This window comes from Azospirillum thiophilum (assembly GCF_001305595.1).
GTDB lineage: Bacteria > Pseudomonadota > Alphaproteobacteria > Azospirillales > Azospirillaceae > Azospirillum > Azospirillum thiophilum.
On record NZ_CP012401.1, the window covers coordinates 2,829,527 to 2,849,130 of the forward strand.

At 69.8% G+C, this 19,604-nt stretch carries 16 protein-coding genes; 6 read left to right on the forward strand and 10 right to left on the reverse strand.

Going from position 1 to position 19,604, the window contains the following annotated elements; all coding sequences use genetic code 11:
• Positions 1-57 precede the first annotated feature (57 nt).
• A complete protein-coding gene (locus AL072_RS13090; protein WP_045582192.1) occupies positions 58-2,313 on the reverse strand; it encodes an anthranilate synthase in 2,256 nt (751 codons plus the stop codon).
• 288 nt (positions 2,314-2,601) lie between these two features.
• Complete coding sequence (gene phoU, locus AL072_RS13095; RefSeq protein ID WP_045582191.1) at positions 2,602-3,357, reverse strand: phosphate signaling complex protein PhoU; 756 nt, start codon at positions 3,355-3,357, stop codon at positions 2,602-2,604.
• Positions 3,358-3,534: 177 nt separating this feature from the next.
• Here phoU and AL072_RS13100 point away from each other — a divergent pair, with 177 nt between their 5' ends.
• Positions 3,535-4,854, forward strand: coding sequence for a pentapeptide repeat-containing protein (locus AL072_RS13100; RefSeq protein WP_045582190.1), 1,320 nt, complete (start codon positions 3,535-3,537; stop codon positions 4,852-4,854).
• A gap of 67 nt (positions 4,855-4,921) precedes the next feature.
• On the opposite strand, the gene AL072_RS13105 is transcribed toward AL072_RS13100, so the two are convergent.
• Positions 4,922-5,383 carry a MarR family winged helix-turn-helix transcriptional regulator gene (locus AL072_RS13105; protein WP_045582685.1) on the reverse strand — a complete coding sequence of 154 codons (462 nt, stop codon included), beginning with the start codon at positions 5,381-5,383 and terminating at the stop codon, positions 4,922-4,924.
• Between the two features lie 599 nt (positions 5,384-5,982).
• On the opposite strand from AL072_RS13105, the gene aguB reads away from it, so the two are divergent.
• Positions 5,983-6,891, forward strand: coding sequence for an N-carbamoylputrescine amidase (aguB, locus tag AL072_RS13110; RefSeq protein ID WP_045582189.1), 909 nt, complete (start codon positions 5,983-5,985; stop codon positions 6,889-6,891).
• A 61-nt stretch (positions 6,892-6,952) separates the two neighbouring features.
• Here the strand turns inward: aguB and AL072_RS13115 are convergent, their stop codons facing one another.
• Both AL072_RS13115 and AL072_RS13120 read right to left on the reverse strand, forming a co-directional pair.
• Entirely contained in the window at positions 6,953-7,576 is a 624-nt protein-coding gene (locus AL072_RS13115) for a putative metalloprotease CJM1_0395 family protein (protein ID WP_245636684.1), read from the reverse strand.
• A 113-nt stretch (positions 7,577-7,689) separates the two neighbouring features.
• Positions 7,690-8,724: a histone deacetylase family protein gene (locus AL072_RS13120; RefSeq protein ID WP_045582187.1), complete on the reverse strand. Its 1,035-nt coding sequence runs from the start codon at positions 8,722-8,724 to the stop codon at positions 7,690-7,692.
• 295 nt (positions 8,725-9,019) lie between these two features.
• Here AL072_RS13120 and AL072_RS13125 point away from each other — a divergent pair, with 295 nt between their 5' ends.
• From AL072_RS13125 to AL072_RS13135, 3 genes are all read left to right on the forward strand, one after another.
• The gene (locus AL072_RS13125; protein ID WP_144428211.1) at positions 9,020-11,911 is read left to right on the forward strand and encodes an SLBB domain-containing protein; all 2,892 of its coding nucleotides are present in this window, start codon (positions 9,020-9,022) and stop codon (positions 11,909-11,911) included.
• A 29-nt stretch (positions 11,912-11,940) separates the two neighbouring features.
• Positions 11,941-12,738 (forward strand): glycosyltransferase, encoded by a 798-nt coding sequence (locus AL072_RS13130; protein WP_045582185.1) that lies wholly within the window; start codon positions 11,941-11,943, stop codon positions 12,736-12,738.
• A gap of 134 nt (positions 12,739-12,872) precedes the next feature.
• Positions 12,873-13,340 carry a helix-turn-helix domain-containing protein gene (locus tag AL072_RS13135; protein WP_045582184.1) on the forward strand — a complete coding sequence of 156 codons (468 nt, stop codon included), beginning with the start codon at positions 12,873-12,875 and terminating at the stop codon, positions 13,338-13,340.
• Here the strand turns inward: AL072_RS13135 and AL072_RS13140 are convergent.
• From AL072_RS13140 to AL072_RS13160, 5 genes are read right to left on the reverse strand one after another with little or no spacing between them, the layout of a single operon-like run.
• Positions 13,250-14,308 (reverse strand): glycosyltransferase family 2 protein, encoded by a 1,059-nt coding sequence (locus AL072_RS13140; RefSeq protein ID WP_045582183.1) that lies wholly within the window; start codon positions 14,306-14,308, stop codon positions 13,250-13,252. The two genes, AL072_RS13135 and AL072_RS13140, sit on opposite strands and share 91 nt — an antisense overlap.
• On the reverse strand, positions 14,305-15,270 hold the full coding sequence (locus AL072_RS13145) for a GumC domain-containing protein (protein WP_245636685.1): 966 nt from the start codon (positions 15,268-15,270) through the stop codon (positions 14,305-14,307). Before AL072_RS13145 ends, AL072_RS13140 begins: the two co-directional genes overlap by 4 nt.
• A gap of 25 nt (positions 15,271-15,295) precedes the next feature.
• A complete protein-coding gene (locus AL072_RS13150) occupies positions 15,296-16,606 on the reverse strand; it encodes a glycosyltransferase family 4 protein (RefSeq protein WP_342669578.1) in 1,311 nt (436 codons plus the stop codon).
• Between the two features lie 28 nt (positions 16,607-16,634).
• The gene (locus tag AL072_RS13155; RefSeq protein ID WP_245636687.1) at positions 16,635-17,861 is read right to left on the reverse strand and encodes a hypothetical protein; all 1,227 of its coding nucleotides are present in this window, start codon (positions 17,859-17,861) and stop codon (positions 16,635-16,637) included.
• A gap of 28 nt (positions 17,862-17,889) precedes the next feature.
• The gene (locus tag AL072_RS13160; protein WP_045582179.1) at positions 17,890-18,393 is read right to left on the reverse strand and encodes a hypothetical protein; all 504 of its coding nucleotides are present in this window, start codon (positions 18,391-18,393) and stop codon (positions 17,890-17,892) included.
• Positions 18,394-18,773: 380 nt separating this feature from the next.
• On the opposite strand from AL072_RS13160, the gene hutG reads away from it, so the two are divergent.
• Positions 18,774-19,598 carry an N-formylglutamate deformylase gene (gene hutG, locus AL072_RS13165; protein ID WP_045582178.1) on the forward strand — a complete coding sequence of 275 codons (825 nt, stop codon included), beginning with the start codon at positions 18,774-18,776 and terminating at the stop codon, positions 19,596-19,598.
• The last annotated feature ends 6 nt before the right edge of the window (positions 19,599-19,604 follow it).

Below are 19,604 nucleotides of genomic sequence, written 5' to 3' on the forward strand. Positions count from 1 at the left end.
GGCGACCGGTTCCCGTCACCACCCGCCCGACAGTCTGCCGGTATGCCGCGGCGGCCCTCAGGCCGCCGCTTCGCATTCCGGCACCAGCGCCTCGCGGCGCCCGGCCAGCGTCGCCATGACGTTGCCGATCAACGCCAGCCCATGCCCGCCATCCAGGGTCAGGATCGATTCGGGATGGAACTGCACCGCCGCCAGCGGCAGGCTGCAATGTTCCACCGCCATGACGATGCCATCCCCGGTTTCCGCCGTCACCCGAAGGTCCGGCGGCAGGCTGTCGCGCTTCGCCACCAGCGAATGGTAGCGGCCGACCTGCAATCCCTGCGGCAACCCGTCGAACAGTGCCCCGCCCCGGTGCAGCAGGGCGGAGGCCTTGCCGTGCATCGGCTCCGGCAACCGCTCCAGCGTCGCGCCCAGATGCTCGGCCATGCCCTGCAGCCCCAGGCAGACGCCGAAGACCGGCACGCCGAGATCGAGTGCCGCCCGGACGCTGCCGCCGACGTCGAAATCCTCCGGGCGGCCCGGTCCCGGCGACAGCACCAGCAGGTCCGGCGGATCGCTGCGCAGGGCTGCCCGCGCATGGGTATGGCGCAGGGTCGTCACCGTGGCGCCGGTCTGGCGGAAATAGTCGGCCAGCGTGTGGACGAAGCTGTCGTCATGGTCGATCAGCAGCACCCGCCTCCCCTGCCCGCTGTGTCGCCCATCCGCCAGCCTGTCCATCTTCGGAACGACAGGCGGCCGCTCCTTTGCGGCGCCGCGCACCGCATCGCGGAAGGCCGACGCCTTCAGATGGCATTCGGCATCCTCCGCCTCCGGGTCGCTGTCGGAGAGCAGGGTGGCGCCGGCACGGATGAAGGCGACGCCGTCCTTCATGCGGATGGTGCGCAGGGTCAGCCCGGTGTCCATCCCGCCGTCGAAACCGATGCGGCCGAAGGCCCCGCCATACCAGCGGCGCGGCGACCGCTCGGTGTCCTCCAGGAACTGCATCGCCCAGCGCTTCGGCGCACCGGTCACCGTCACCGCCCAACTGTGGGTGAGGAAGGCGTCGAGCGCGTCGAAGCCGGCACGCAGCCGCCCCTCCACATGGTCGACCGTGTGGATCAGGCGGGAATACAGCTCGATCATCCGCCGGCCGACGACGCGCACCGACCCCGACTCGCACACCCGCGCCTTGTCGTTGCGGTCGACGTCGGTGCACATCGTCAGTTCCGCCGCGTCCTTGGCCGAGTTCAGCAGCGTCAGGATCTGCGCGGCATCGCCGAGCGCATCGGCCCCGCGCGCCACCGTGCCGGAAATCGGGCAGGTCTCGACCCGGCCCCGTGCGGCGCCGGTGCCGACGCGGACATACATCTCCGGACTGGCGGCGACCAGGAACTCGCCGTCGCCCAGATTGATCAACGCCTCGTAGGGTGCCGGGTTGGCGGCGCGCAGGCGGCGGAAGACCGTCGAGGGGCTGTCGGCGCACGGTTCGGCAAAGGTCTGGCCGGGCACCACCTCGAACAGGTCGCCGCGGCGGAAGGCCTCCTTGGCCGCCTCGACCACCTGCCGGTAGTCGCCGGGGGCATGGTCGCATCCGGCGGCGGCGTTGGTGTCGGACCGGTAGCCATGGACCCGGCCGCCGCCAGCGACGCCGTCGGTCGAGACGCCGTCGACCACGAACTCATAGGCGAAGCGGCGCGCCACCCCGGCGGCATGGTCGACCACCAGCAGCCGGTCGGGCAGATACAGGACGAGGTCGCGCTGGTCGTCCGGCCGCTCCAGCCGCCGGCGGATCGGCTCGAACTGGAAGGCCAGATCATAGCCGAAGGCGCCATAGAGCCCGAGGAACGGCTCGTCCGGGCTGGCGAACAGCGCCATCAGCGCCCGCAGCACGCTGAAGACGGAGGGCTGGCGGCTGCGCTCCTCCTCGGCGAAGACGCCGGACGGGCGGCGGACCAGGGCGGTGACGCGACCCTCCGTGACCTCCAGCCCGACCAGGGCCTCATGCCCGTCGAGTGCGCGGACCACCGCCGGCAGCAGCAGCCGGCCGCGCGGATTCAGCGCATCGATGCGCACCGTGCGACCGCGGGCGGTCACCGACAGCGGCGGATCGACGAAGCCCAGCGCCTGGCGGCGATAACGGCCGGGGGCCTCGACCCCGCCGGAGAGCAGCAGGCCGCGCCGCTCGTCCAGCGCCCCGGCGAGCGCATCGAGCGCATCGGCAGGCTGCGCACCGGCCGGTTCGGCACTGCGATGAACCTCCAGCCCGCCGCCGGTTCGGGCGACTAAGGGGGCGAGAAGGACCGGATCGGCGAGGAAGAGATCGGGCGGGATCATGGCGGCGGGACTCCGGATGGGACGTCTGTCGGGGTGACGCCGCCCGGTGCTTCCGCTTGCCTGTCCTTGCTTCCACTGCATGACCCGCGACTTGGGAGTCAGGTGGGGGTCAGGAAAAAGGCCGCTCCGGATGCACCGGGCGGCCTTTTCGTTCAATCCACGCTCACGCGCGTCGCCAGGCCGGCCCGATCTGTACGGGCCGCCACCAACGCTGCGACAGGAGGAGCGAGGACATGTTCATGGGGCATAGCGAGCCACAGACCCGCGGCTCCTGTCAAGCCGTCCCGCTCATCCGCTCTTTTGCGGCGTCTCTTGCGGCCCCTCCTGCGGTCCCTCCTGATGTGGAGCGACGGCGTAGCTGCTGAGATCCTCCTTGCGGCGTTCGTCCGAGGGCAGCCGGCCCTTGACCAGGAAGCTGATATTCTCCGCCACGTTGGTGGCGTGGTCGCCGATGCGCTCGATCGACTTGGCGGCGAACAGCAGGTGGGTGCAACCGGTGATCTGGGCCGGCGACTCCATCATGTAGGTCAGGAACTCGCGGAACAGGCTGGTGTAGGCGGCGTCGACCTCGCCGTCGCACTCGCGGACGGAAGCCGCGAGATCGGCGTCCTGCAGGCTGTAGGCCCGCCGCATGTCGCCGATCATCGCCTGCACCATGCGGCCCATGCGGATCAGCGAGGCTACCGGCGGCGCCACCGGCAGGGTCGAGAGCGTGACCGCCCGCTTGGCGACCGAACCGGCGAAGTCGCCCATCCGCTCCAGGTTCGAGGCGATCTTCAGCGCCGCGACGATCTCGCGCAGATCCTTCGCCATCGGCTGGCGGAGCGCCAGCAGGCGGACGGTCATCGCCTCCACCTCCATCTCCAGCCGGTCGATCTCGGCATCACCCTTCAGCACCTCGGCCGCAAGGTCGGCATCGGGACCGGCCAGCGAATCGAGCGCCAGGGCGACCTGTCTTTCGACCAGTTCGCCCATGCGGTCGACGGCGGTCCGCAGGGCCGTAAGCTCGGCATCGAACGCCGCGATCGTGTGTCCACCCGACATGGTCCCCAACTCCTTGCAGTGACAGGCATTCGGACACCCGCCGCCCCGGAGATGGGATCGCGGGGCCGCCGCGCCAAGCGGCTTCCGGAACTGGAGGCTCCTTAACCTTTGTCATAGATTATTCAGGGACACTGGTCTATCGATGGACCATGCAACCAGGCAGACCGGACGAAACCGATGACGCCGCACGAGTTGGTTGCCGTGCTTGAAAAGCACGAGCGCTGGCTGAAGAACAAATCCGGCGGTTCACGCGCCAACCTGACCATGGCGAACATGGAAGGCTCCAACCTGTCCGGGGTGAACCTGGCGCAGGGCAAGCTGTCGGGCGCCAACCTGTCCCATTGTGACCTGTCGAACGCCAATCTCAGCACGGCCGACCTGTTCGCCGCCCATCTGACCAAGGCGGATCTGTCCGGCTGCAACCTGTATCGCGCCGACCTGCGCGGTGCCCACATGCGCGGCGCCAAGATGAAGCGCGCGATCCTGAAGGAAGCCGACCTGCGCGGCGGAGCGCTGCTCTATGGCGGGCCGAACGGCGGCAAGGGCGGCGGCAAGGGACTGGATTTCGTCCGCTCCGACCTGTCCGGCAGTGATTTCGACGATGCGTCGCTGACCAACGCCAACCTGTCGGGCGCCGACCTGACCGACGTGTCGATGAACGGCGCCGATTGCGAAGGGGCGCTGCTGACCGGCGCCACGCTGATGCGCGCCAGCATGAAAAGCTGCAACCTCGCCCGCGCCGACCTGCGCGGCAGCAACCTGTCCGGCGTGAACCTGCAAGGGGCGGTGCTGCGCGACGCCAACCTGACCGGCGCCATGCTGGCCGGCGCCAACCTGCGCAACGCCGACCTCCAGGGCGCCAAGCTGGAAGGCGCCGACCTGACCGGGGCCGACACCACCGGCGCCAATCTGGCGCGGTCGGCCGACAATTTCTCGGTCCAGATCCAGCAGGCGCTGCACAGCCACTATACCTGGATCAACACCAACGGAACGATGGGCGCGCGGGCCGACCTGACCGGCGCCGACCTCAGCCACATCGACCTGTCCGGCGTGAACCTGTCCGGCGCCAACCTGAAGCGTGCCAATCTCGACGGCGCCAAGCTCCGCGAGGCGCTGCTGATCATGTGCGACATCTCCGAAGCGGTGCTTGCCGGTGCCGACTGCACCGGGGCGATCCTGGACGGGGCCAACCTGCGCGGCGCCAACATGGACGGCGTGCGGCTGGACGGTGCCGGGGTCGGCTGGGTCGACATCAAGGGGCCCGACGGCCAGCCGACCGGGCGACTGTGGGCGGCGAACCTCACCGGCGCGCGGCTGACCCGCAGCTCCTGCATCCGCACCAACATGCGCGGCGCCAATCTGGCGGGCTGCGATTTCAGCGACGCGAACTTGACCGGCGCGATCCTGAGCGACGCCAACATTCGCGACGCCAAATTCGCAGGAGCCAACCTGACCGGCGCAAGCCTGCCCCCGCCACCCGACCCGGACGACGACTGAACCCACAAGATGGGCCGGCACGGCACAGGCCGGCGGAGGATGGCGCAGGAGGCCGGGGCCCGAGCCTTCACCCCTCTTCACCGTCCCGGGCCGCGGCCGAGGCGGCGTTTAGGTTTGAACCGACGCGACGCAGCACGTCCAACGTCAGTTCCAGTTCGCTCGGCGTGATTCCATCGATGGCGATCTGGGCGATTTCCGCTGCGCTTGGCATCATCGCATTGCGCAACGCCCGGCCCTTGTCGGTCAGGAAGATGTTCATCTTGCGGCGGTCGTGGCGGTTGCGCACGCGCTGGACCAGCCCCTGGCTTTCCATCACGTTGACCGCAGTGACGGTCGTCGGCTCCATCATGCCGACACGGTGGCTCAACTCCCGCTGGGTCAGGCCGTCCTCCTCCCACAGGGCCCGCAGGAAGAACCACTGCCCCATGCTGACGCCCGAGCGCGCGATGCGCATCTGCAGGGCGCGGGAAAAAGCACGGTTGACCTCCCTGACGACGAACGATAACGCACCGTCGGCAGATTCCGCCATGTCCCCCGATTCATCGGGGCGCTCCGGTTCCCACCCCTTGACAGACGCCTCCATACCGACAATCTCTCTGCCGTCATTCCCACGCCTGCAACCGCACCCGCCGACCGGCTGCGCGCGCCGGGCTGTCGCCTGTCAGGCGACGCGGCGACATCGCGTCCATCGGAATCACTCCGTCCTGGCCATACCACCTTGACACGAATGGGGGCGGCTGCGGCATCCAATCATAACGTGCTGCACGCAAAGCGCAAATCAATTGCGCGGACTTCATGCGGTGACATGCAATGATATGCCGAGATATGGCCGCCGATCGACGATCAGCTTAGACATAACGATTTGGCGGAATCTTCGCATGGCCGAGCGGCTTCACTTCGATGTTTCCCATTTCGCGGGCCACCTTCATATCCGCATATGATGACAAGCCCGTTCATTGCCGATTGGATCGGTTTTATTTGACAGTTCATACGGCAAGCTACGATAAAATTAACATTTCCCTAAAGTTTTATGAATGCCCTTCCGCTTGCTTGTATCTGCCGCGACCTTTGGCCACACAGGGTTTGTCCGCCGTCCCTTCCTCCGTCAACAGGAGTCATAAGTCCGCCATGACCGCTTCGCCGCCCGTTTCCTCGTCCCGTACCGTCACCATCGCCGCGACCCAGATGGCCTGCAGCTGGGACCGTGCCGCCAACGTCGACGGAGTCGAATCGCTGATTCGCGAAGCTGCCGCCCAAGGGGCGCAGATCGTCCTGCCGCAGGAGTTGTTCGAGACGCCCTATTTCTGCAAGGACCAGAAGCAGTCGCTGTTCGAACTGGCGGCCCCGGCCGAAGACCATCCGGTGATCGGGCGGATGCGTGCCCTGGCGCGCGAACTGTCGGTGGTGATCCCGGTCAGCTTCTTCGAGAAGGCGCGCAACGCCTATTACAACTCGGTCGCCATGGTGGATGCGGACGGCAGCCTGCTGGGCATCTACCGCAAGTCCCACATCCCGGACGGCCCCGGCTATCAGGAGAAATTCTATTTCAGCCCCGGCGACACCGGCATCCCGGTGTTCAAGACCCGCTACGCCACCATCGGCTGCGCCATCTGCTGGGACCAGTGGTTCCCGGAGACCGCCCGCATCATGGCGCTGAAGGGGGCCGAGCTGCTGCTCTATCCCACCGCCATCGGGTCGGAGCCCCAGGACTCCGCCATCGACAGCCAGGGCCATTGGACCCGGGTCATGCAGGGCCATGCCGGCGCCAACCTGATGCCGCTGGTGGCATCCAACCGGGTCGGAACCGAGCAGGGGGACAGCTGTGCGCTGACCTTCTACGGCTCATCCTTCATCGCCGGGCCGCAGGGCGAGATCGTGGCCCAGGCCGACCGCGCGAGCCGGACGGTCCTGACGGCGACCTTCGACCTAGACCGCATCGCGGCCCAGCGCGCCTCCTGGGGCGTCTTCCGCGACCGCCGGCCGGAGCTTTACGGCGCCCTGCTGACGCTGGACGGCGAGACGACGCCCCGGCGGTGAGCGGGCGACAAGCGGGCGATCACCCTGCGGCGAGGAGGGGGCATCGGCCGCCGCACCCTCCTCAAACCGTCAGCCCGGTCCCCCGCCTTGCTCCGCTGCCCAATTCCTGCGCCGCCCCATAGGCGGCAGCCGCGCGCGCCGCGGCACCGCCTCCTCCACCGCCAGCACTGCCACTGCCACCGTCCCCACCCTGTCGGCGCAGTTCCACCTGGGCCTGCAGCTTGGTCGCGTCGGCCTGTGCGGCGACCCGCATGTCCTGCGGCGAGGGATCGGCGGGAGCGAGCGCCGCGGCCTTCACCTGCTCCATCTTGGCGATGGTGGCGGCAGGCTCCGATTCGGCGCTGGCGTCGATCGGCACTTCGCCGGCGGTGGCGTAGTTCTTGCCGTCCGGTCCGCGGGTATAGGTGAAGGAGGCGCCGCCGGCATGGCTGCCGCCGGCCGCCTGATGTGCCGCCTCATGCCGGCGGACGTTGGTATCGACCTGCTTGAGCTTTTGGACCTGCTGCTGTGCCGCATCCGACAGCGTGACCGTGTCGGTCGGCTTGGCGGCCGCCGAACTGGTCTCCGATTCGCCACGTCCCGTCCTGGCAGTGGACGCGCCCTTCCCGTCCTCCCGCAGCGGCTGACTGCGGGGGGCGGAATAGGTCCCGATGGACAGGCTGGATATCGCGACGTCGGCAGCCACCGCCCGCGTCCTCAAGAAGGGGCCGAACCTCTCCTCAATTTAGGACGAATCGTCCGTGCCGGCAACAGTACGGCTTTCGCAGGCACGGCATTCGAAGCGAAGCCCGGCCGCGTTCACGCGTCCAGGAAGCCGGTCAGCACGTTGGCGACATTCACCCCGAGATCGTCGACGGCATAGCCGCCCTCCATCACGAACAGGGTCGGCAAGCCGATGCCGGCGATGGCCGCCCCCATGCGCAGGAAATCCTCCGACAACAGCCGGAACCGGGAAATCGGGTCGCCGCCGTAGGTGTCGGCGCCAAGCGACAGCACCAGCGCATCCGCCCCGAAGCCGCCGATGCGCGCTGCCGCCGTCTCCAGCGCTCGGGCATAGCCGCCCCAGTCGGTGCCCCAGGGCAGCGTCAAATTCAGGTTGGCGCCGTCGCCGGCTCCTGTTCCGGTCTCGTCGGCATGGCCGCAGAAATAGGGAAACTCATCGATTGGGTCGGCGTGCAGCGACACGAACAGCACGTCGCCACGCTCCCAGAAGATCTCCTGCGTGCCGTTGCCGTGATGGTAATCGACGTCGAGCACCGCCACCCGCGTCGCCCCGCCGTCGCGCAACGCCTGCGCCGCGATGGCCGCATTGTTCAGGAAGCAATAGCCACCGTAGAAGGCATGTCCGGCATGGTGTCCAGGCGGACGGCACAACGCGAAGGCACTGCGGTCGCCGGCGCGAAGGTGGTCGGCACCGGTCAGCGCACTGTCGGCAGCAGCGGTGGCGGCCCGCCAGGTGCCGGCGGTGATCGGCGTCCCGGCATCGAAGGAGTAGAAACCGAGCCGCCCGTCGATCGAGCGCGGGACCCGCCGCCGCGCCATGCCCGGCGCCACCCAGTTCAGCGGCAGCGCATCGATGTCGGCGCCATGCTCCGTCACCCAGTCGTCCCAGGCGGTGCGAAGGAAGCCGAGATAGCCGGCGTCATGCACACGTTCCAGCGGGGCGAAGCCGTGGCGGGTGGGTTCGACGATCGGGCCCAGCCCCACCGCCTCGATCCTCGCGCGGACGATGTCGGCGCGTGCCGGCTTCTCGTAGCAGGGGACGAGTTGGCCGTCGTTGAGTTCGGACCGCCCGGCCTGGAGCCGGTGCTCTTCGCTGTGGATGACGATCACGCCGCTGGTATCCTCGATAGTCCGGCGCCGTGCGGCGCCGCCATGGTCCGGATGGCCGGAATCAGGCGAGCGGCTCGGGCCGCATATCCGCCTGAGGCGGCATCATAGCCCCGCCTGCCGGGCTGCGGATGCCGCCCTTTTGCATGGCGCCCAGGATGCGCACCATTGCCTTTTCGACCAATACACGCAATAGTGTTCTTGAATCAAGATCCGCGCCGTGCGGGTGGTGTGACTGGTTGTTTGATATCCGATGCTTGCTGCTGCGCGCAGAATATTCGCCCTTCTGGCGTTGGTGATGACGCCGTTGCCGGGGGCATGCGACGTGCTGGCCGCCGGGCCGCCGCGTGGCGATGCCGCGTTGCCGACATCCCCCTCGCCGCTGGAATCGGCCTTTTCCGCCCGCGCCGGCGAACCGCTGCGTCAGTTCGGCTACGACCTGTTCGCCCCCGTCGGGGAGCCCGTTCAGGCGGAGGGCGTGGCACCGGGTGCCATCCAGGGCGATTATGTGCTGAACACCGGCGACGCCCTGCTGGTGACGCTGCGCGGCCAGAAATCCTTCAGCAAGCGCTTCTCCGTCGACCGCAACGGCCAGCTCGTGGTGGACGATCTGCGGCCGGTCACCGCGGCCGGACTGACACTGGACGCCCTGCGGCAGGAGTTGACCACCACCGTCGCCGCGACCTGGCCGAACACCGATGCCTTCGCGACCCTGGCGGAGGTCCGGCGGATCGGGGTGATGGTGACCGGCGCCGTGCGGCGCCCTGGCCGGCAGGAGATCAGCGCTTTCGCCACCGTGCTCGACGCGCTGTCGGCTGCCGGCGGGGTCGAGCGCGGCGGCACCCTGCGCGCCATCCGGCTGATACGGGCGGGAGCCGGGATGACGGTCGACCTCTACCCGCTGCAGACGGCCGGCCGGATGGATGGGAATGCCGGCAACGCCGACCAGCCGCTGCGCGACGGCGACCGGCTGTTCGTCCCGCCGCTGGGCGCCACGGTGGCCGTCGCCGGACCGGTCAAGCGGCCGGGGATCTATGAGCTGCCGCCCGGTGCCGGCCCGCTGTCCGCCATGGAACTGCGCGACCTGGCCGGCGGCGCGCTGCGTCCTGGCCGTGCCCGGCTCCTGCGGTTCGGCATCGGCCCGTCCGGCGAGGAGGTGACGGAGGATGTCGCCGATCCCGATGCCGGACGCTTCGCCGACGGCGACCTGCTGGTGCTGGCCCCGCAGCGCGAGGATCGCCGCGACGAGTTGCGGTTGGAGGGGCATGTCCTGCGCCCCGGCCCGCGCGCCCTGCCCCAGGCGAAGACCCTGGCCGGGCTGGTTGCCCGCACCGACCTGCGGCCCGATCCCTATCTGCCCTTCGCCGCCCTGGAGAGCGCCGACCCCGCCACCGCCGCCCGCATCCTGCGCCCGGTCGACCTTGCCGCCGTGCTGGCCGGACGCGACCGCCGCCGGCTGGCCGATGGCGACACGCTGTATGTGCTGGGAGCCGCCGACGTCGATTTCCTGACAGCCGAGCCGGTGCTGGCCTTGCTGCGCGGAGAACGCCAGCCGCCGCCCGACGCCTGCCCCGGACTGGTGTCGTTGGCCCGCAAGCTGGCGGCGGAGCCCGACGGCCCGCTCGCCACCGGCCCGCAGGCCCACGCCGCCGCCGGACTGACCGGCGCGCGCACGCCCTGCACCCCCCTGTTCACGGCGGTGCCCGACCTGCTGCCGCTGGCATTGCGCCATGCCGTGCTCCGGCTGTCCGGCGTGCAGCGCCCGGGCTTTTACCCGGTTGCAGGCGGAGACGGGCATGGACCGGCGACCGGCGCCCGTGACGCGATCGTCGAGTCGGAGCTGCCGCGCTATGAGCTGATCGGCCATGTCCGCCATCCCGGCACCCGTCGGCTGTCGGCCGGTGCCACGCTGCGCGGCGTGCTGGCGGGCGGCAAGGCGTTGAAACGCGACGTCTATCCGCTGCTGGGCATCGTCGAGCGCTTCGACCGGCGGACCCTGATCCGCACATGGCTGCCCTTTTCGCCGCAGGAGGTCGCCGCAGGCCGCGCCGACCGCAGCCTCGCCGACGGCGACCGCATCCATCTGTTCGCCACGGAGGACATCCGCAGCCTCGTGCCGTCCGGTCATGCCGATACCACGCCGTCCGCCGATGAGCAGAGCGAGCCGCCGATGCTGGCCGCCCTGCTGGATCCGGCCGTCGTCGCCCTGATCGGCGAGCGGACGGTGCAGGTGCGCGGCGCGGTGCGCGATGCCGGCGGCTACCCGGTCGCCGACCGTACGCCGCTGCCGTCGCTGATCGCGGTGGCGGGCGGGCTGTCGGCCGACGCCGACCCGGCGGCAGCGGAGCTGACCGCGGCGACCGGAAGCCGCAGCATCGTCGATCTCGGCCAGGATACCGGGCGCACCGTCGGCCCCGGCGACGCGTTGCGGGTCAATCCGCGCCCGCAGGCCCTGGAGGCGCGCGCCGTCGCCATCGAAGGGGCTGTGCGCCGGCCCGGCAGCTACGATATCGGGCGGGGCGAGACGCTGTCCTCGCTGATCGCCCGGGCCGGCGGCCTGATGGCCGACGCCTACCCTGCCGGAGCGGTCCTGACCCGCGAGAGCGAGCGTCGCCGCGAAAAGGAGCAGTTCCAGCGCCAGGCGCGCGAACTGGAACGCACCCTGGCGCTTGAGGTCGAGAAGGGCGAACCGGTGAAGGCGGAGAATGTCGCGCTTGCCCGCCAGATCGCCGCCCAACTGCGCGGTGCCGAGCCGCTCGGCCGCGTGGTGGTGGAGGCGGACCCCGCCGTGCTGCGCACCCGCCCGGAACTGGACCCGCTGCTGGAACCCGATGACCGGATCGTGATCCCGAAGCGGCCGCTGACCGTGGCGGTGTCGGGCGAGGTGCTGCACCCCACCGCCGCCCAGTTCATCAGCGGCAAGAGTGCGGAGGATTATCTGGGAGAGGCCGGCGGCCCGACCCGCGATGCCGACACCAGCCGCAGCTTCCTGATCCTGCCCGACGGCCGGGCGCGGCCGCTGGCGCTGTCCTCCTGGAACCACCGGGTGGACGTGATCCCGCCCGGTTCGATCCTCGTGGTTCCGCGCGACCCGCGCCCCTTCGACGCGCTGGATGCGACGAAAGCAGTCGGCAGCATCCTTAGCCAGCTGGCCATCACCGCCGCGTCCGTCTCGGTGATCGCGAGATGACGGTGGTGGCCCCAGGACCCGCCCCCCGCATGGCTCCCGGCCGCCCGCCCCCACGGCTGGCGATCCTCACCGTCGTGCGCGACGACCGGGCCGGGCTGGCCGACACCTGCGACAGCCTGCGCGGGCAGCTGGGTCCGGATGTCGTCTGGATGGTCGCGGACGGCGGCTCCACCGACGGGACCGCACAGTGGCTCGAAGGGCATGCGGAGCTGCTGCACTGGTGGCGCTCGGCCCCCGACTCGGGGCTCTACGACGCGATGAACATCGTCCTCGACGCCGCACGGGATCTCGGCTGCAGCCATGTGCTGTTCCTGAATGCCGGCGACCAGCTGGCGGAAGACGACACCGTCGCCATGCTGCTCGAGGCCATCGGCCGCCATCCCGATTGCGTCCTTCTGTACGGCGACGCGCTGGAACGGCAGCAGGATGGACGTATCCTGTTGAAGCGCGCAAGATCCCATCGCTGCGCGCCTTTCGGCATGTTCACCCATCATCAGGCAATGATCTATCGCGTCGCCGCCCTGCGGGGCCTCAGTTTCGACCTTCGGTTTCGGATCGCGGCCGACTATGCCATGACCGTGTCGGTCCTCGCCCGTGGAAACGCGGTCCGGTTGAACGCGCCCGTTTGCCTGTTCGCGCCGGGCGGCCTGTCACAACGTCAAGCCGCACGCGGGCGACTGGAACAGGCGCTGATTCGGCGGTCCATCCTTGGACATGGCCGGCTGCGCGTCGCGACGGTCGTCGCCGCCCAACGAGTCGCGCTGACGGTACGTCATCATTTTCCCGCCGCTTACGCGAAATTACGTTTCAGATGCCCCGAAACTTAATGTCTTTCGCATATGCATTCCCGCTTCCAACCAAACGGACCGTTGATGCGCACAAATGGTTGCATAGAATTTACTTTCTGAACTAAGCATTCTTGCGGCGCCTTCCCTCCGGCTTTCCCTTCGAGGTATGACTTATGAGCGCGACCAAGACCAAACTCGCCCCCGCCCACACTCTGTCGCGCCGCGGCGAAGGTCCGAATCCCATCGACATCCATGTCGGAGCCCGCCTGCGGCTTCGTCGCACCCTGCTGGGCCTGAGCCAGGAAAAGCTGGGTGAAGCGGTGGGGATCACCTTCCAGCAGCTCCAGAAATACGAGCGCGGGTCGAACCGCATCAGCGCCAGCCGCCTGTACAACCTGTCCCAGGTACTGGGCGTGCCGGTCAGCTATTTCTTCGACGACATGCCGTCCCCCGACCAGATCGCCGCGGAAGTCCCGCCCGAGACCCCCAGCGAGACCGAAGAGTTCGAGTCGATGGCCCGCCGCGAGACGTTGGAACTGGTTCGCGCCTATTACCGGATCGAGGATCCGGGCGTGCGCAAGCGCACCTTCGACCTGTTGAAGGCGCTTGGCGGCGACCGCATCGCACTGGTCGAGGAATAAGGGCCTTCCGGAGAACAGCCAGCCATGGAGCCCCCCACCGGCGACCCGATAGGCGGGGCGTGGGGCGGCGGGGAGTGCAGCGGCGGGAAGTGGATGGATGGAATGCGGACGGAGGAGTTCTGCGCCCTTGCGGCGGCCCGCATCTTCAGCCCGACCTGCCAGTAATAGAATGCGCGCGCCAACGCATGGTCCAGCCCGGCCGCGCCGTCGAGCAGGCCCAGGCGCAGGACGTAGGCATGCAGGAAGGCCCAGAGCGGGCGGCCGGGCAGGCGCTGGAACAGCCGTTTCAGCACAGGCCGGCCGACTGGCCCGCAGCCGCGCGGTTCGCCGTCGATCAGGCGCTCCATCCGGCCGTCGGCACGCAGTACCGCCTCCCAATCGGAGTAACGGTTGTGGCGGTCGAACCAGGCGGACAGCGGCTTGGCATCGCCATGATCCATCGGGTGGCGCAGCCGGCCGGCCGTTCCCTCGCCCAAAGGCTGATAATGCCCCTCCACCTCCCACATGGCGGCGACGTCCAGGTCCGGCTGCTCGGGGTAGCGCATGCGCCGGCGGTCGAGCAGCGCCAGCTTGCGGTTCCAGCAGCCGAAGCGCAGAGCGCGACCATGCAGGACCGGCCGGCCGTCGATCCAATAGGCGGCGTGGCACGGCCCGTCGTCCATCAGCCGGGCGATCTCCGCCACCAGGGCCCGGGTCGGCCGTTCGTCGGCATCGACGAACAGCACCCAGTCATGGGCCAGCGGCAGGGCATCCAGGCACCATTGCTTCTTCTTGGGATAGCGGCCGTTCCAGCGGAAGGGCACCACCGGCACGCCATGCGCGCGGGCGATTTCCGCCGTGCCGTCGTTGCTGGCACTGTCGACGACGAAACACTCGGCGAAGTCGGCCAGCGCCGGCAGGCAGAGCGGCAGATTGACCGCTTCGTTCCGGGTCATCACCACGACGGACACCGGGATGTGGCCTGTCATCGCCGATCCTCCGCCGACAAGCCGTCGGACGCAGCACTTTCGCGCAGGGCATGGCGGGCCGATAGGACGAAGCCGGCAGCCACCAGCCCGACCATCCCTGCCAGCGGTACCACCACCGCCGGATTGGGCCAGTCTGGCAGCGCTGCTGCGGATGGCGGCTGCACCATGTCGGCGGCGAAGGGCAGGTCTACGCCGATCATCATCGCCACCCGCTCCTGATCCAGCAGCAGATCGCTCAGCGCCTGCCGGTGCTCGGCCACGGTGATCGCCGCCAGCCGGGCCTTGATGTGGGCGATCTGGGCGGCGCTGCGCCGCGCCGCCTCCATCCGCAGATGGGCATCGGTCGCCGACGCGATCCAGCCAATCAGGTCGAGTGCCGTCGCCCGGTCGGCATGGCGGAGCGTGATGCGCCGCATCGGTCCCGACCGCAGCATGTCGATGACCAGCCGGTCGCGCAGGGCACGCGCCACCCGTTCCCCGTCCGGCTCCACCCAGTCCTCGCGCCCGACCAGTGCCAGCAGCATCCGCTTCACCGCCGGCAGCAGCCCCGGCGGCGGACGCCAGCGTCCGGCCTCGCCGTCCCAGCGCTCCGGGAACAGCGCACGCAGCAGGGCGGGCTCGCGCGCCAGCCGGGCCGCCACCGGGCCGGTCCCGAACAGCTCCAGATAGCGGGCATAATCGGACAGCGACTCGTCGCCGGCACCGGGCTCGGCCACCGCAGCCGATTCGCGCCCACTCAGCGCCGGCACCCGCGCCCCCATGGCGGCGGAACCGACCCGTGCCGTCGGACCGATCACCATCGTCGCGGTGTAGGCCGGCGTCACCAGCCACAGGGCGCCGACCGCAAGCGCCAGACCACCCGCGAAGCCGGCCAGCAGCCAGCGCCAGCCGTCCGACAGCGTGCGGACGAAGCTGCGCAGATCGCCTTCCCCGCCGTCCGGCACCTGCAGACCCAAGGTCATGGCACTCCGCTGTGCGATGACGCCGTCAGGCATTGGGGACCGGCCTTCCTTCGACGGATCTTGCTGCAGCCCTTCCCATGACCGGCCGCACCGCCCGCTTCGCCGTCGCACGGCCCTTTGCCGCACCGGCGGCCAGATCGGCAAAGGCGGCGGCGGCATGGTCGGCGGTCCAGCCGGCGGCACGGCGGGCCGCAAGCGCCCCCTCGACTGCACGGCGCGCGGGATCGGCAGCATAGGCCCGCACCGCATCGGCGATGGCGGCACCGTCGAACGGGTCGATCGTCAGGCCGCAGCCCGCCACCCGCGCCACGGCCTCGCCACCCCGCGGTCCCAGGAACAGGCAGGGCCGGCCGGCCGCCTGCACCCCGGCCAGCTTGCTCGGCACTATCATCCCGTCCGCCGCCGGGTCCATCGTCACCAGATGGAGATCGGCGGCGGACAGGCTCTCCGCCAACCGGCCGGCCGGCTGCCAGGGCAGGCGCCGCAGGTTGCGCAGGCCCCGGCTGCGCGCGGCCTCCTCGACCGCCGCGAAGCCGCGCCCTTCCCCGGTCAACAGGAACAGCAGCGCGGGATCGCTTTCCTGAAGCCGCGCGGCGGCATCGAGCACGCCGTTCATCGGATGGGCGAGGCCGAGCGTGCCGGAATAGGCGATGAGGATACGCCCGTCCCCATCCTCCAGCCCCAACGAGCGGCGAAACCCATTGCCGGCCGCGGATTGCGGGCGAATGACAGGGTCGGGCCAGTTGGGCAGCAGGGTCAGGCGGTCCGCCGCAACGCCCATGTCGGCGATCCGGTCCCGCATGCAACGGCCGATGGCGACGACCCGGTCATGGCGGCGCAGCGCCCGCGCCATGCCGCGCCGTGCCAGTCCCAGCACCGCCGCCGGCATCCCCACCCCCAGCACCGGCAGCAGGTCGGGGTAGAGATCGTGGCACCAATGCAGGGAGGCCGCGCCGTGCCGGGCCGCCAGCATCGGCCCGGCCAGGGCCAGCATCGGCGGATCGGTCATCGTCACGATCACGTCATGGCGCGGCAGGCGCAGCGCCAACCCGGTCAGCCGGCACAGCGAATCGAGATATGCGCGGACGCTCGGCCGTCCCCCCTCCGGCACTGACCCGCCGGTGCGGTGCACCGCGATGCCGGTCGGAGCGTCCGGCCGAGGCGTCGCCCCCTCCGCAACCGCCCCGTCCGTAACCACTGTGACCCGCCAACCCGCCGCCGCCAGCCGGCCGCCGAGGTCCGCCAGACAGCGCCCGGTTGCTCCACGGTCCGGCGGGAATACCCGATTTACGAACATGATGGACAAAGGATCGAGCGCCACGGTGCACCAGCACATGAATTGCACGCATAAGTATGACGATCCGCTAGCGCGTCGACAACCCTTTCCTGCATCCGGCAGCCAGAAGCATCAGCGACAGGAGAACGCCGGTGTCGAGATACTTGAAGCTGGTGTGGAGGCCGAGCGCCATCAGCAGCGGCGGCACCAGCGCCAGCGCCAGCGGCGGATCGTCGGCCAGCAGCCGGCACCAGGGCCGGACCAACGCGCCCAGATAGGCGCCGAGCGCCAGCATGCCCAGCAGCCCGGTCTTCAGCAGACTGTAGCTGACCAGCGTATGGGTGTAGCCGACTCGCCATCCGCCGACCGCCGGATTGGCGATGCGCGCCCCCCACCCGTCACCGAACAGCAGCGCCCAGGGCGAGGCGGCGACATGGTCGATCACCACAGCCGCCTCCTCCCATCGGGTGTTGGCGCCGGTCAACCGGGTTTTCTCCGCCGCCTGCTGCCAGATGCCGGTCAGCGCGTCGCCGGCCAGCGCCGCCGCCAGCCCGACGCCAAGCAGCAGTGGCAAGGCCAGCACGGGGCGTCGCCGCACCCACCACAGCGCGATCAGCGCCAGTGACAGCGCCGCCAGCCCCAGCGCGGTGCGGTGGACCGCCCCACCGAGCGCCCCCAGGCAAACCGCGCCGGCAGCGGCCGAGGCAAGCGCCACGGCCGGGCGCCACACCCTCCCGCCGGAGGCCAGCAGCGAAAGCGACAACGCCGGCAGCGCCACCGCGGCGAACAGCACCGACGGCGCGTTCAGCAGATAACCGCCGCCATCCGCCATCGCCCGCATGCCGACCGCGCCGAACCCCCATCCAGACTGCCGCCACCAGCGCAGCGCCAGCAGGAGTCCAGCCAACGCCAGCCCGCCCGCGAGCGCACGCACTCCCCATGGCCCGACGCCCGCCGGACCCAGTCGCTTCAGCGCCGGCACCAGCAGCACGGGCAGGAACAGGTAGAGGAGAGGCACCACGTCGCGCAGGATGTCCGCCGCCTCCCAGCCGAGCGCGGCCCCGCGCAGCAGCGGCGCCCACAGCAGCCAGGCCAGCGCCGGGACCGCCACCGTCTGCCAGCCGGCGTCCGACCGCGCCCGCAACGCATGGCCGGTCGTGACCGCCAGCGGCCGGCGCCAGCCGACGGCCAGCACCATCAGAAGTCCGATGGCAGCCTCGACCCAGCGCAGGGCCGGCGGCGCCGGGACGCTCAATCCGCCATAGATCAGCAGCGCGGCCGGCATCGCCAGCAGGGCGATCCTGCCCGCCCTCACCGCCGCATCCGGCGATGCGGGCGCCGGTTCAGGCCCAGCGCTGCAGGGCGCGATCCAGCCGGTAGAACAGCCCTTCCTGCGGGCGCAGGCGCAGCGTGCCGGCCAGGGTCAGCGGCTCGCGCGTTGCGGGGAGCGCAATGGAGCTGTGGACATGGATCATGGTCGCCGGACCGGGACTCCGGCAGGCCGGGCAGCCCATCGGGTTGGCCGACAGGATGAAGCGGTTGTGAGTGGCGCCGTCCGACAGCGGGATCATGAAGCCGCGGACCGTCACCGCCCGCCCGTCCAGTGCCGAGACCTTGACCGGGAATTGCGGATCGCCGGCAAGGCCGCCCAACCGCACGGCGCCCAGGTCGCGCCAGATCGCCGTGGTCTCGTCCAGCGGCAAATGGAAGGGACCGGCAGGATGGCTCGGCGTATCCGGCGTCCCGGCGGCCCACACGGCCCAGCCGGCGACGGGAAGGACCGCAAGCGGCAACAACAACTGGCGGCGGCCGGGCATGGCCGCGCCAAGGCGGGTGGCGGTGGTCATGGTCGCTTCTCCCGTGCTTCGTTGCTTCGTCACCGGGTCTGCGAAATCGGGGCGCCGTGTCGTTTGGAAATCTTCGGTCCGGTCGCCTGGAAACAGAATGATCCGGTGCGGGGCGGCACCTTCTTCCGGGCGGCCGCCGATTGCGCGGAAGTCTCAGGCAAGCCAAGCTTGCGGTCAACCCGCATTTCGGCCGGCATTCCGCCAAATACGGACGGGCAATGCGGCTCCGAAGGACAGGTTTCCCGACACCCGGCGCACCGGCGGTTTCAAAAAAACGCAATCTGTTTGACGGGATGCGCCACGGCGTCCCATAGTCGACCCGCTGTGCCTGTTGCACCGCACACAGCCCAGAGCCAGCCGTTCCGGTGACGAGACGAGCCATGGAGACCTTCCGCTTCCAGCCGGGCGAAACCCCGGTCCTGCTCAGCATTCCGCATGTCGGGACCATGATTCCGCCGGACATCGTCGCTTCGATGACGGAGGAAGGACGGGCGCAGCCCGATGTCGATCGCCATCTCGACCGGTTGTACCACTTCGCCCCGGCACTCGGAATCGGTTTCCTGACTGCGCTCTGTTCCCGCTATGTCGTGGATCTGAACCGCGATCCCGACGGCGCCCTGACCCAGCCCGGCCTCGACCCAACCGAGATCTGTCCGCTGACCACCTTCGCCCGCGCCCCCGTCTATCTGCCGGGACGGGAGCCCGACCGAGCGGAGATCGACCGACGAGTCGGCGCCTATTGGCGTCCCTACCACGAGCAGTTGCGGAGCGAATTGCAAGCTCTGCGCGACAGGTTCGGCGTCGCGATCCTGTTCGACGCCCATTCGGTGCGCAGCCAGGTTCCGCGATTCTTCGACGGCACCCTGCCCGACTTCAATCTGGGCACCGGCGAGGGCAGCAGCACCGCCCAGCCGCTGGTGGGCCGGCTGATGAATGTCCTTTCGGCATCGGAACGTTACTCCGCCGCACTGAACGGCCGCCTGCGCGGCGGCTACATCATCCGCAGCTATGGTCGGCCGGACGACAACATCCATGCCATCCAGCTGGAGCTGACCCAGTCGACCTACATGGACGAGGACGCTCCCTTCGGTTTCCGCCCCGACCTCGCGTCCCAGGTGAAGCCGCCGCTGGAACGGCTGATGAGCGTCGTCGTCGAATGGGCTTGGCAGAAGGCCAGCGGCCGGCGCCGGGCAGCCTTCCTGTAGAGAGGC